The organism is Iodobacter fluviatilis (assembly GCF_900451195.1).
GTDB lineage: Bacteria > Pseudomonadota > Gammaproteobacteria > Burkholderiales > Chitinibacteraceae > Iodobacter > Iodobacter fluviatilis.
This window is the reverse complement of sequence record NZ_UGHR01000003.1, coordinates 669656-682330: the sequence shown is the minus strand read 5'-3', so window position 1 is coordinate 682330 and position 12675 is coordinate 669656. Positions and strand designations below refer to the sequence as shown.

General features: G+C 47.7%; 11 protein-coding genes and 1 tRNA gene. 10 read left to right on the top strand and 2 right to left on the bottom strand.

What is annotated here, in order from left to right; genetic code table 11:
* Positions 1-16 precede the first annotated feature (16 nt).
* The 6 genes from DYD62_RS18480 to DYD62_RS18455 all read left to right on the top strand — a co-directional run bounded on the left by DYD62_RS18480 (position 17) and on the right by DYD62_RS18455 (position 7332).
* A complete protein-coding gene (locus DYD62_RS18480) occupies positions 17-550 on the top strand; it encodes a heme NO-binding domain-containing protein (protein WP_115228853.1) in 534 nt (177 codons plus the stop codon).
* Positions 543-1871, top strand: coding sequence for an ATP-binding protein (locus tag DYD62_RS18475; RefSeq protein ID WP_115228852.1), 1329 nt, complete (start codon positions 543-545; stop codon positions 1869-1871). The genes DYD62_RS18480 and DYD62_RS18475 overlap by 8 nt, the downstream gene beginning before the upstream one ends.
* Before the next feature lie 78 nt (positions 1872-1949).
* Positions 1950-2026 (top strand) — tRNA-Met (locus DYD62_RS18470).
* A gap of 1213 nt (positions 2027-3239) precedes the next feature.
* A protein-coding gene (locus DYD62_RS18465) for an IS3 family transposase (protein ID WP_115228851.1) occupies positions 3240-4327 on the top strand; the annotation gives its coding sequence in 2 pieces (ribosomal slippage) (positions 3240-3492 and positions 3492-4327; 1089 coding nt in all).
* A gap of 94 nt (positions 4328-4421) precedes the next feature.
* The gene (locus DYD62_RS18460) at positions 4422-5633 is read left to right on the top strand and encodes a DUF4297 family anti-phage-associated protein (RefSeq protein WP_115228850.1); all 1212 of its coding nucleotides are present in this window, start codon (positions 4422-4424) and stop codon (positions 5631-5633) included.
* 19 nt (positions 5634-5652) lie between these two features.
* Complete coding sequence (locus DYD62_RS18455; protein WP_115228945.1) at positions 5653-7332, top strand: ATP-binding protein; 1680 nt, start codon at positions 5653-5655, stop codon at positions 7330-7332.
* Between the two features lie 206 nt (positions 7333-7538).
* Here DYD62_RS18455 and DYD62_RS23700 read toward each other — a convergent pair whose 3' ends face one another.
* Both DYD62_RS23700 and DYD62_RS23695 read right to left on the bottom strand, forming a co-directional pair.
* Positions 7539-7688 (bottom strand): hypothetical protein, encoded by a 150-nt coding sequence (locus DYD62_RS23700; RefSeq protein WP_165928794.1) that lies wholly within the window; start codon positions 7686-7688, stop codon positions 7539-7541.
* Positions 7685-7852, bottom strand: coding sequence for a hypothetical protein (locus tag DYD62_RS23695; protein WP_165928793.1), 168 nt, complete (start codon positions 7850-7852; stop codon positions 7685-7687). The genes DYD62_RS23700 and DYD62_RS23695 overlap by 4 nt, the downstream gene beginning before the upstream one ends.
* A 244-nt stretch (positions 7853-8096) precedes the next feature.
* Between DYD62_RS23695 and DYD62_RS24480 the strand changes: the two genes are divergently transcribed.
* The 4 genes from DYD62_RS24480 to DYD62_RS18435 all read left to right on the top strand — a co-directional run bounded on the left by DYD62_RS24480 (position 8097) and on the right by DYD62_RS18435 (position 12672).
* A complete protein-coding gene (locus tag DYD62_RS24480; protein WP_115226548.1) occupies positions 8097-8528 on the top strand; it encodes a transposase in 432 nt (143 codons plus the stop codon).
* Positions 8471-8863: an IS66 family insertion sequence element accessory protein TnpB gene (tnpB, locus tag DYD62_RS18445; protein ID WP_207916847.1), complete on the top strand. Its 393-nt coding sequence runs from the start codon at positions 8471-8473 to the stop codon at positions 8861-8863. Before DYD62_RS24480 ends, tnpB begins: the two co-directional genes overlap by 58 nt.
* A 59-nt stretch (positions 8864-8922) precedes the next feature.
* The gene (tnpC, locus tag DYD62_RS18440) at positions 8923-10446 is read left to right on the top strand and encodes an IS66 family transposase (RefSeq protein WP_115226546.1); all 1524 of its coding nucleotides are present in this window, start codon (positions 8923-8925) and stop codon (positions 10444-10446) included.
* Positions 10447-10794: 348 nt separating this feature from the next.
* Positions 10795-12672, top strand: a complete 1878-nt coding sequence (locus DYD62_RS18435) for a flagellin N-terminal helical domain-containing protein (protein ID WP_115228849.1) — start codon at positions 10795-10797, stop codon at positions 12670-12672.
* Positions 12673-12675 lie beyond the last annotated feature (3 nt).

Below are 12675 nucleotides of genomic sequence, written 5' to 3'. Positions count from 1 at the left end.
CCGCGGAGCGCTCCTCATGAAAGGCATTATTTTTACTGAGTTTTTAGAGCTGGTTGAACAAACCTGGGGCGATGCAATGGCAGATCAGTTGCTGGATGAAACTGATTTGCCATCCGGCGGTATTTATACGGCGGTGGGCACTTATCAACACAGCGAAATCATCAGCCTAGTTAACGCATTGAGTGAAAAATCCCAGCTCCCCGTTGCTAAGCTCTTACAAATTTTTGGTGAACATCTTTTTGGCCGGTTTGTAGCGCTCTACCCCTCTTTTTTTACCCATGTGGAAGATCCATTAGATTTTTTACAAGGCATAGAGCAAATTATTCATGCCGAAGTGCGCAAACTTTACCCCGATGCCGAATTACCCCACTTTAGCGCCGAGCGCTTAAGCCCCAACGCCCTCACCCTCAAATATGATTCACCCCGCAAAATGGGCGACTTTGCACAAGGCCTGCTTACAGGCTGTATCCGCTATTTTGGCCAGCCCATTACTCTAGCCACAGAAAATCACGCTGATTACGACCTTTTTAAATTAAGCCGCCATGAATGAGCAAGAACTTCAGCGGCTACAAAAACGCAACCAAAGAGAAAGATTGGCCCGCAAAGAGGCCGAAGCGTTGCTCGAAGCCAAAAGTCTGGATCTGTACACCGCCAACCAAACCCTGCAAAGGCTAGCCGATCAGCTGGAAGCACGAGTTGCACAAAGAACAGAACAGCTTGAAGCCGCCCTTGATGCCAGCCAGGCCGCCACACGAGCCAAAAGCAGCTTTTTGGCCATTATGGGCCACGAAATTCGCACGCCGCTGAATGGCATATTGGGCATTGCCCAATTATTGGAACACAGCCCGCTAAACGAAGACCAAGCCAGTATGCTGGCCACACTCAGCCGCTGCGGTGATTCCCTTTTAACGCTGATCAACGAAATTCTGGATTACTCCAAGCTTGAAGCCAGCCAAATGGCGCTGGAAGCCACCCCGGTAAACCTGCCAGAATTACTGCAAGATATCGTCAAGCTTTACCACCCTGTCGCCAGCAAAAAACAACTGTCGCTAACATTAGAAATCAACAGCAATGTAGAACAGTGGATTAAAAGTGACCCACTGCGCCTGAGGCAAATTTTACAAAACCTCTTAGGCAACGCCATTAAATTTACCGACCATGGCTACGTTTCCATCCATGCAGAGCAATCGGAACAAACGCTGACGCTTAAAATCAGCGATAGTGGCATAGGCATCCGGCAAGAACAGCTCACCACATTATTTAAGCCCTTCTCACAAGCAGACAGCTCAATTACCCGCCAATACGGAGGCACCGGCCTAGGGCTGGCCATAGTCTCGCGTATCATCGAGCTGATGGGGGGCGAGATTCAGCTTACAAGCGAGTACGGATCGGGCAGCGTTTTTATAATTCATTTGCCACTGCTAAGCAGCGATCGCACCACACTTGCCCAGCCTAGCAAAGCCGCCCCCACCCAACTCCCCCCTGATTTACATGTGCTCATTGCCGAAGACAACGCCGTCAACCAATTTGTAGCTCAGCGCTGTATTGAGCAAGCCGGTGCACGTGCCACCGTGGTAGACAACGGCGAAGCAGCACTGCAGATACTAAAAATCATTCGTTTCCCGGTTGTGCTGATGGATTTATCCATGCCCATTCTGGACGGACTAAGCGCCTGCCGCGCCATACGCGCCCAACCAGAATGCTACGGCCAGCCGTGGATCATTGCCCTTACCGCAAACTCACTCATCGATGATCGCACTGCCTGCCTTGAAGCCGGCATGGATGATTTCATCGCAAAACCATTTAATTTTGAACAAATTCAAGCCGCTATCAGCAGAGCCATCACCCCGCAGCCAAGTGCAAAAAAATAAAATAACAAAATATCGCCAAATTCTCACAAAGGGTGTTGACAGCCCAATTAAAAGCCACCATAATGCGTCCCTCTTTAAGGCTATGTAGCTCAGTTGGTTAGAGCACAGCACTCATAATGCTGGGGTCGCAGGTTCGAGTCCCGCCATAGCCACCAGATACTTCTCTGGTTAGCGCCAGAGAGAAAAGCCCCGCAAATCTAACGATTGCGGGGCTTTTTGCATTTATCATCCTTCGCACAAGTGCCAGCAAAATGGGTCACCATTGTTGGTATATTTATTGGTATCAAATCCACATACCAACAATCTATTTTCAGGGGATATTCCTCCCTCAAATCGCGCTATTGAGGGCTGACAGGAATATGCCCGCGCTGCATTTTGGTTTTTGACAGCAAGTCCATGTTTGCCACCCAGACCATATAACCTGCCTCTATTTTAAGAACGATCATGTACTTAAAGTACCACCGATGCGCCTGCATATTTACTTACTTCATATGCAGCCACCAAAATGAAACGGCGAGTCTTAAGCCCCGTACTGGTATGTAAACCTCCAGGGTCCCCGGCTCTTTTTCTGGTGTGGATTGCAACACGTGGCCATTTCGCTAATGAATCAAATGCAATAGCACCGAAACCCAATCGAAAGCGGCGCTGTCATACCAGTCACACCGTAAGTACATGGTCGAATTAAAAATAGAGTTATAGGCCCTGCCCCTTGCCGGGTGACTACCGGCATCAATAAGATATTTTGCCCCTCAATATCCCTCATCCCTTTAGTAAGATTTCACCTCGCCTCATGCCTCTGGTTAAAGATTGGCAGCTAAATATTTCACCTGAAATTAAGATTTTTAATTCTTCAGTACGTCAATAAAACAATTCAATTCTTATACTATTCAAATAGTAAAAATGCAGAGCGAAGGAATTCCCCTTGTGCGCCACGGCAGCACGTCGGGTTAGGGTTGGGGTGTTTTTTTGATGTGACCACGTTGTTTTATAAGTTTTTTTATGGCCGCCCATGTAAAACCAAGGTATGACCGGTGCGACCAGTTTAATAAGAAACGGACGATGCAATAAAATAATTTATTTAAAAACAATTGGTTATATTTTTACAATGATTGTATGTACTAATAGTTTTTTGTACTCTGCTCTTTTAATAGACTTACAGACACTAAAACTATTCGCCAATGCTCAATATTATTGCAAATTCTCGCTCTTAAACATTGCTAGCTCTGCGGCATAATCAAACATGGATAAATTACACAAAACTGACCAACAATCTACTTTAAAGTTCGCCCTCCGTGTTAATCGGTAATCCCCCCACAAAACCAGCTCATTTTTAAGTAGAATTTTCTCGCAGTGTTTGAGGAGCTCTACATGAAAGCAGCACGCTATTCCGACAGCCAGATTATAGCGATTTTAAAGCAAGCCGAAGCCGGTTCAACCGTCCCCGATTTGTGCCGCGAGCACGGCATGAGCTCTGCCTCTTTTTATAAGTGGCGCGCCAAGTTTGGCGGCATGGACGTTTCCATGATGACGCGGATGAAAGAGCTGGAGGACGAAAACAAGCGCCTTAAAAAGATGTATATCGAAGCCCAAATGCAGGCAGACATCATCAAGGAAGCCCTATCAAAAAAGTGGTGAAGCCATCTCAGCGTCGCGAGATGGCTCACTGGGCCGTTGAAACCAAGGCATTGTCTATTCGTGCGGCTTGCACCAGCTTTTCAATTAGTACGACTTGCTATCGCTATATTCGTAAGTTGGATGTCGAAAACGCCAAAATCGCCGATTCTCTGGTTCAGCTCACAGAGGAACACAAAAACTGGGGCTTTGGTCTCTGTTTTTTGCATCTGCGCAACGTCAAGAAAAAGCACTGGAATCATAAGCGGGTCTACAGGATTTACTGCGATTTAGAGTTAAACCTGCGGATTAAGCCTAAAAAGCGCTTAGAACGCGAAACGCCAGAGCCATTAGCAGTGCCAGCAGCAAAAAATGAAACGTGGTCGATGGATTTTATGCACGATCAATTGGCCGATGGCCGTAGCATTCGCTTATTCAATGTGATTGATGATTTTAATCGGGAAGGATTGGGCATTGAAGTCGATTTCTCTTTGCCAGCAGAACGCGTCATACGCAGCCTGAATCAAATTATTGAATGGCGTGGTAAACCCAAACGAATCAGGTCCGATGATGGCCCTGAATACATTAGTCACATATTAAAAAATTGGGCAGAACAACAATCGATTGAATTGGCCTATATTCAGCCCGGCAACCCGCAGCAAAATGCATATATCGAGCGTTATAATCGAACTGTGCGTTATGAATGGCTGGCTTGCGATGATTTTGAAAGTCTTGCTGAAGTGCAAGAAACTGCAACGCAATGGCTTTGGAGTTACAATAACGAACGCCCACATATGGGATTGGGTGGCATCACCCCAAAACAGAAACTGGCATTACATGCCTAGCCTCTACTTTTAATTGAGCTTAAAAATGGGGGGATTACCAATCTACTGAATTGATATACTGAATTGAAATTTTTTGCAAGAAGCGGGAGATAAAATGAAAGATAGAAGTGCTGTTGACACTATTCGAGGATATTTCTACCAGTTTGATCTTTCAATCTTAAGTATATTGCGCCTTATAAACCCTGATGACTCTATAGAGATAGAGTGTACTGAAGACATTGATATTCGGACCGCGACTGAGTTGACTGCAACTCAGTGTAAGTATTACGCAAAAACTGAATACAACCATTCGGTAATTAAAGAAGCTGTGATGTATATGCTATCCCACTTTAAAGAAGTGAAGGGTGGATTAAAGCCTAAAGTTAAGTATGCCATCCGGGGTCATTATGCATCTGGGCAACACAAACTAGATGGAGGAATTGATGTTAAGTTCTTGAAAGATAATTTTCTAACTTATACAGATAAAGGGAAAAAGCACCTCCATCATGATGAACTAAACCTTAACGACACCGACTTGGGCGAATTCCTAACTCTGCTGACAGTGGATATTCAAGCGGAGGAGCTGGACGTTCAATATAGAGCGGTTATTCGGGAGTTAGAAACTGCATTTAATTGTAAGGAGTTCTCCGCCGAATTTTATTTCTATAGCAATGCACTTGCCATAATTCGAGAGCTCTCAATCCAGCCTGCCCCTGCAGATAGAACGATCACCAAAAAGGCGTTTTTAAAAAAATTAGATACGTCGGGAGTACTTTTCAACGAATGGTTTGTTCAGAGAAAAGGAAAGAAAGCTTACTTGGCCGCGCTCCGTAAAGAGTACTTTACAGAACTTAATATCTCCCCCTTTGAGCGTTTCTTTCTCATAGAAACAAAGCCACAGATGTATATGCGTGATGATTTGAAAGAGCTCATTCATATACTTTCAGAAAAATGGTCGAAGCTATCCAAGCGTGACCCGGCACCTTTTTGTCCCTACATTTATATTCATGGCATTTCAGATGACGAATTGCTCGCACTTAAAAAAGATCTACATGTGGAAGAGTTTAAGTTTATCGACGGACACGATTACCAAAATGCAGACTTCAATGTGCATTCAATAATGCAGAAGGCTTCTCATGATAATGGCGTGAGGGCCAAAATTTTAAATTCAATACGCAATCTAGAGGAAACCCTAAGTGCTATCACAAAGACTAGAAAAGTTTTCCAATTCCATTTTGGCCAAAGCTACTTCGAGTCAACTAATCCATCTGTAGGCTTTGTGAAGATCCAAGTGGAACTATTTTCCGACATTAAAGCAATAATCTAACTAATCAGATGAGATGAAAATGGAAATGAAAAATAAAGAAGAAAGTATTAATGCACAAGTAATCGCTGTCTTTCCTGATAAAGTCCGAATCGTCGTAGATAACCTTGAAAATTTCAAAGTTGCAGAAGAGTCCTTAAAGGTCGGATCATATTTGAAAATTGCCGACAATGAGAATGCAACCCTGATAGCAATCATTGAAAATTTTCAGATAGCAGTCAGTGACGCAGGAAAGCGGGATTACATTATTGAGGCCTTTCCTCTTGGCATACTACGGGATGGAAAATTTGAACGAGGAGGGGATTCACTTGCGATTCCTCCGAAGAAAGTCGAGCCTGCAACAATTGCGGATATAAAGAAAATCTATGAGGACTCTGTCACTTCTGCTGAAAGCTTCTGCTTTGCAACACTAGCTTCCAATCAAATAGTGAATGTACCAATTAATGGGAATAAGTTCTTTAACAAGCACATCGCAGTTGTTGGTTCTACCGGATCTGGAAAATCACATACTCTTGCAACGATTATTCAACAAGCGGTCAAAGAAAAAAAAGAGGGGTTCGCTCTCAATAACTCACACATAATTATTTTCGATATCCATTCCGAGTACAAGTCGGCCTTCCCTGATGCCAATTTTATCGACATTTCCAATTTGACTTTGCCGTATTGGATGCTAAATAGCGAGGAATTAGAAGAGTTCTTTCTTGATACAGAAGCAAATGATCACAACCAGCGAAATATTTTCAAGGAGGCGATCATTAATGATCGTCGAGATAAGTTCAAAGGTTCTGATGAGGAAAAACAAAAAATTCATTTGGATTCGCCGATTTTATTTGATATTCAAGAAGTGCTTAAGTATGCCCAAGAAAAAAATATCGAGCTCATCGACTCAGGTGAGGTATATGCATCTGGTGCTAAGAAGGATAAACCTAAATTAACGCAAGGCAGCCTCTACGGGAAGCTGACGAATTTTGTTAATCGGCTTGAAAGCAAGGTTAACGATAGCAGGCTTGATTTTTTCTTAGGGGATAAATCTAGGACAATCACGTTCGAAGAAACTCTTCAGACATTGCTTGGTTATTCTAAGGAAAAAGGCTCGAATGTAACTATTATTGACCTAAGTGGCGTGCCATTTGAAGTCCTGAGCATTACAGTTTCTCTGATTTCGCGGTTGATATTTGAATATGGATATATCTATAAACGCCTTCGGTGTGCAAAAGATCCACAAGAGAAAATCAACAACGATGTGCCAATACTCTTAGTATATGAAGAGGCTCACAAATACGTTCCTAATAGTGAACTGTCGAAGTACCGTTCTTCTAAAATGTCTATTGAACGGATTGCAAAGGAAGGCCGAAAATACGGGGTTACTCTACTTCTAGCAAGCCAGCGGCCCTCTGAAATTTCGGAAACTATTTTTTCTCAATGTAACAACTTCATCGCGATGCGACTCACCAATCCAGTAGATCAGGGATATGTGAAGAAGCTACTACCGGACTCATTGGGGTCTTTGATTGATAAGATGGCCTCATTTAAGCAAGGAGAGGCTCTTTTGGTTGGTGAGTCGATAATTTTACCGTCTATCATCCAGATAAACCCATGTAAACCTTCCCCTTCGTCAAATGACATTCCTTATTGGGAGCTTTGGAAAGAGGAATGGAAAAACATAAATATCTCGGAAATAAAAGCGGAATGGTACAAATAATGGCAGCTCCGTTATATTGAACAACGAGTAGCCATTTTTAGAAGCTTTTGATAAAAAGATATTGTCATAAAAAAACCGCTCTAGCCTGAACGGTTTTTACGTTTATGGTCTGTATTACATCCGTTTTCTTACTTTATGCGTTATCCCAAAGGCCCCAGCACCGGGAAGGCGGATTAATAAATGGGCGACTCTATCATTGCCAATGATTAGGCCGGAGCCAGTTGGTAGCCCTTCGCAATCGCCAGCACAGCCGACAAGAAGCCGGGGTCTTCTATTTGGGCAAACAGAAACACTTTGTCCTCTTGTGAACACGCTAAAAAGTCCGCAACATTATTCAGCACTTGCCGCCACATCATCCATACCTCCCGGCTGTGTGGTCGGGAAGAAAGAAGGCTGGTTTTAATTGAGCAGGTGGCAGGGCTTTAGCGGGCGCAGACAGGAACGCTGCCAGTATCGCAGCGCCTGCCGGTGGCGTTTCGCTTAAGCTACATTCTGGCTGGGCAGAAAGGACGTTATTCATCCTCCGCTCCTCCTCCGTACAGCATGGCCGGATTGACCACATACACCCCGACGTTAGAGCTGCCACTCCCCGGCAACTTCCTGGACTGCGAGACATTGCCGTATTGGGCTGGGGTGAGGTGAGTGCACCCATTTCAAGCAGCAACTTATTGCCCGCTTTAAAGCATGGTCTTTCAGCAATTGATTGGCCCATGATTCGTAAGCATCCAGCCGACCCACGTTGAATAGCGTTATCGTTCCTTGGGATGATCGTGTCCACGATAAACTTAGGTGGACACATGGACGCTATACTCCCACTTCAATCAACACCCCGCAGGTCTCGTCGCAAGCACAGCCCCGAGTTTAAGTCCGCTGTGCTGGCGGCTTGTCACCAACCCGGTGTTTCAGTCGCAGCCATCGCGCGCCAATATGACCTCAACGATAACATCGTGCATAAATGGTTGGCCGATGCGCGCCGCAGTACAGATCCAGAGTCTTCGTCGTTAACGAATTCTCGTGACGTATCTCCAGCCTCACCAGCATTGACCTTCATACCGATCCAAATCGCTGATACGCCAACGCCAGCATCTGCACCAATTCGTTTGCACCTTCGCCAAGGTCAACGCGATTTAAGCGTTGAATGGCCCGCCGATCAGGCGCAGGCCTGTCTGGCTTTAATTCAGGCTTTGTTGCGATGATTCAACCCGAACAGGTCTTCTTGCTGGTCACGCCCGTCGATATGCGCTGGAGTATCGAACGTCTGTCATTGCTGGTGCAACAAACGCTGGGGTGCTCACCCTGTGATGGCACTGCCTATGGGTTTACCAATCGATCCCATTCGCGACTGAAGTTATTAATCTGGGATGGCAATGGCGTCTGGCTCTGCCAGCGCCGTTTACACTCTGGGCGTTTCCACTGGCCGACTTTGGGTGAGGCTACTTTTACAATGCCCAGAGAACAATGGCATTGGCTCGTCAGCGGTGTGGATTGGCAACGTTTGTGCGCTACGCCGCCAAGTCATTGGCAGGTCTAGCTGGTATCGCTCGAGCCCAGTAAAATAAGGGTATGACACTCGCGCCCAATCATCCCACTATGGCTACAAATTCGCCCTCGCTGGCGGAGGCTCAGGCTTTGGTGGCGCAGCTGCAGGCGCAACTTGCAACTCGTGATCAGCACATTCAATCTCTGGAGCTAAAAAACCAGAAGCTGGTCATAGAACTGGCGCATTTAAAGCGCATCCGCTTTGGCACCAAGAGCGAAGCCCTGTCGGTCGAGCAAAAGCAGCTGTTTGAAGATGATGCGGATCAGGATCTGGCCGCCATCACCGCTGAGCTGGATGAAACGCCAGCCAGCAACGATGCCCCCGTTTCCCGCCTAAAACCACGCCCACGTGCGGGTCGTCAGCCACTGCCCGAACATCTGGAGCGCGTCGAGGTTCGGCACGAACCCGAGCAATGCACTTGCGGGCAATGCCAAGCCAAATTGGTTAAGATCGGCGAAGACGTGAGCGAACAGCTGGACATCGAACCAGCCCGTTTCTTTGTGGTGCGCCACATCCGCCCGCAATATGCCTGCCGCCAGTGCGAAACCATCACCGCAGCGCCAGTCCCTCCCGCCGTGATTGATGGCGGAATGGCGACGCCGGGCTTATTAGCCTGGGTGGCGGTGAGCAAATACCTCGATCACTTACCGCTGTACCGCCTCGAACAAATTGCTGCGCGCCAACAAGTCATTCTGGCGCGTAGCACCTTGAGTGAATGGATCGGCCGGATTGGAGTGGCATTGCAACCACTCGCAGACCGCCTGAGTGAGAAACTGCGCCAGCAAACCAGCCTGCATGCGGACGAAACCCCGGTGCAGCAGCTGGATCCCGGTAAAGGCAAAACCAAACGTGCCTATTTATGGGCGTATCGCAGCAATGATTTGAGCGGCAGCCCACCGATAGTGGTGTTTGACTATCAAATCAGCCGTAGTGGGCAACACGCCGCCCATTATTTGCAGCATTGGCGCGGCACGCTGATGGTTGATGATTACAGTGGCTACAAAGCTTTGTTCGCCAATGGCGTGCGAGAACTCGGCTGCTGGGCACACGCTCGACGTAAATTCTTCGAGCTGCATGCTGCGGGCGGGCATCCGGTGGCGGCAGAAGCCTTGCAACGTATTGCGCGCCTGTACGCCATCGAAGAACAGGCCAAAGATCAAACCGCAGACCAACGCGCACAAAGCCGCGCCCTAAACAGTCAGTCCGAACTGCAATCTTTGCATGATTGGCTACTGAAACTGCGCCCGAATGTGGCCCATGGTGGCGGCTTGGCCAAAGCCATTGACTACACGCTACGCCGTTGGCCTGCTTTGATTCACTATGCCGGAACGGGCGATCTGCCGATTGACAACAATCCCATCGAGAACGCCATCCGCCCCATTGCGATTGGCAAGAAGAATTGGTTATTTGCCGGTAGCGAACGTGCAGGCAAACGCGCTGCAGCGATCCAAAGTTTGTTGGCCACAGCCAAGCTCAACGGGATAGAGCCATCGCAATGGCTGCAGGCTACCTTGGAAAAACTGCCCACCTGGCCCAATAGCCGAATTGATGAATTACTGCCGCTGCACGGCTAATCCAAATCGACGCGATCGACTAGGTGGACACGCTGGACGCATACCATGATTCGCGGGAAACATCTTGTGGATGTTAGCTCCATTAATTCTGCCCCCCCCCCCCCAAACAATGCACTCAAGTCCTCTGTATTTCATCCGATATAGCGGATGTCGATGGCTTTAATTTCGTCTTTTATATCAAGCCATCCGGCAGGTTGATTGGGTGGTTTTCCTGTTGAAAATCAGGGAAAAACGATTCAATACGATGCTTGTTTATGATGGCCTGATCACAACGATTGAATGGCTCTGCCCGGTTCAGTGTTTGCTTGGTTTTATGCGACATTTCACTGAGAGAATCAGGATAGGAAAATGGCGATAAGCCTGAATACCAACCTTACGGCGATCAGTACTCAGCGCAGCCTGAGTATGTCGCAAAGTGCTTTGGCTATTTCCTTAAATCGCCTTTCATCCGGCCTGCGTATCAATCGTGCACAGGATGATGCTGCGGGGCTGGCCATCAGCAGCCGTATGACTTCACAAATCAATGGCACAAGCCAAGCGATCCGCAATGCCAATGATGGAATCTCGATGGTGCAGACTGCAGACGGGGCGATGAGCGGGATCAGCGATAGCCTGCAGCGTATGCGTGAGCTGTCTGTTCAGGCGGCCAATGCACCTGTTTCAAGCACAGATCGCAAACTCATTAATGATGAAGTTCAGCAGCTGAGTGCAGAAATCCAACGCATCGCCAGCTCTGCTCAATTCAATGGCATTCGTTTATTAGATGGCAGCTTTAATTCACATTCGTTTTATGTGGGTGCAAATCAGGAAGATGTAATCAGCATTGCTTCAATTGGCAATATGCAAACATCGCATTTAGGCAGTACTGGCTCATCATTTGAGGCCACGCTAAAGAGCGAAACAATAAGCACACAGCTAAATACAGGGGATTTATTACTAAATAAAATATCGGTGAGCGCGTCAACACAAGGCGCTGCTGCAGGGCAATCTGCAGACAGTGCTTTTGCTATTGCTGCTGCAATCAATGAAACCACGACCACCTCTGGCGTAAGTGCCAAAGCCAATGCCACAAAAATCACCACCGCTGCACCCGGCTCATTCACAACGATTGCCGCCTTCAGCATCAATGGCGTGGATATTGGCTCGGTCAGTGCGGGGACGGATGCAAGCAGCCAGAGCACTAATTTTGCCAATGCGATTGCCAGCTTTTCTGCGCAGACAGGCGTCACCGCCACCGCCAGCGCAGGGATAGTCACCATCAGCGCGGCAGATGGCCGCAATATTAATATTGGCCTGAGTGGTACAGCAGCCAATGCCGCTGCTGCTGCGGCAAATAAAGCAGCGTTTCTTAGCCAGACAGGCTTGGCAGCAGGATCAGTGGGCACGCAGGGAACGGCTGCTGTAGCCGCTCAAAACACTTTTAATATTGCGGCTAATGTTGGGGCGGGTGCGCAGTTTGCGGTGAATGGCATTAGCTTTACTCTGCGTAATTCTGCGTCAGGATCTGCTGTAGTGGATGCCAACCATGTTGATTTAAATATATCAGGGGCCAGCAATAATGCAGCAACGGTTTCATCAGCGCTCAGCAGCGCCATTGCGATGGCGCAGGGCAATGGGCTGACGGCCGCCGCACTCAGCGCCTTTAGTGTTTCAGATGGCGGAGGTACTGTTGTTTTAAATGACAACACGCCAGGCGCATCAGGCACCAGTATTTCCAGTACGGCAGGATCAGTAAGCCGTAATATTACGGGAGCCGCCACCAGCAGCGGCAGTGCGGCCAGCAATCGCGGTACGATCACGATTTCTAGCTTGAGTGAAGAGGGCCTGAGCGTCGCTGGGGCAGCACCTGAAAACGCAGGATTAAGCGCGGGCATCACTGCGGCAACAGCGATTGCCACCATCGCCGGGATTACCTCTCTCAATACATTAACCGCAGCCAATGCACAGAAAGCCATTGCCTCACTAGATAGTGCATTAGATATCGTTAACGGTGCTCGCAGCACATTAGGTGCGTATCAAAACCGTTTTATCCAGGCGGTGTCCGGCATGCAAAGCACGCTGGCAAACCTGAGCACATCCCGAAGCCGGATATGGGATGCCGATTTTGCCGCCGAAACCGGCATCCTTACCCGCGCCCACATTTTGCAATATGCGGGCACGGCCATGCTGGCCCAGGCCAACACCACGCCCTATATGGTGATGGCTTTGCTGAAGGGCGCGCTTTAGCTT

Bases quoted from the DNA above. Each gene is read 5' to 3' on its own strand.
- DYD62_RS23700 (WP_165928794.1), bottom strand. From the start codon at position 7,688: ATGATGTGGCGGCAAGTGCTGAATAATGTTGCGGACTTTTTAGCGTGT.
- DYD62_RS23695 (WP_165928793.1), bottom strand. From the start codon at position 7,852: ATGAATAACGTCCTTTCTGCCCAGCCAGAATGTAGCTTAAGCGAAACG.
- tnpC (WP_115226546.1), top strand. From the start codon at position 8,923: ATGGCTACAAATTCGCCCTCGCTGGCGGAGGCTCAGGCTTTGGTGGCG.
- tnpB (WP_207916847.1), top strand. From the start codon at position 8,471: ATGGCCCGCCGATCAGGCGCAGGCCTGTCTGGCTTTAATTCAGGCTTT.
- DYD62_RS18480 (WP_115228853.1), top strand. From the start codon at position 17: ATGAAAGGCATTATTTTTACTGAGTTTTTAGAGCTGGTTGAACAAACC.
- DYD62_RS18455 (WP_115228945.1), top strand. From the start codon at position 5,653: ATGGAAATGAAAAATAAAGAAGAAAGTATTAATGCACAAGTAATCGCT.
- DYD62_RS24480 (WP_115226548.1), top strand. From the start codon at position 8,097: ATGATCGTGTCCACGATAAACTTAGGTGGACACATGGACGCTATACTC.
- DYD62_RS18435 (WP_115228849.1), top strand. From the start codon at position 10,795: ATGGCGATAAGCCTGAATACCAACCTTACGGCGATCAGTACTCAGCGC.
- DYD62_RS18460 (WP_115228850.1), top strand. From the start codon at position 4,422: ATGAAAGATAGAAGTGCTGTTGACACTATTCGAGGATATTTCTACCAG.
- DYD62_RS18475 (WP_115228852.1), top strand. From the start codon at position 543: ATGAATGAGCAAGAACTTCAGCGGCTACAAAAACGCAACCAAAGAGAA.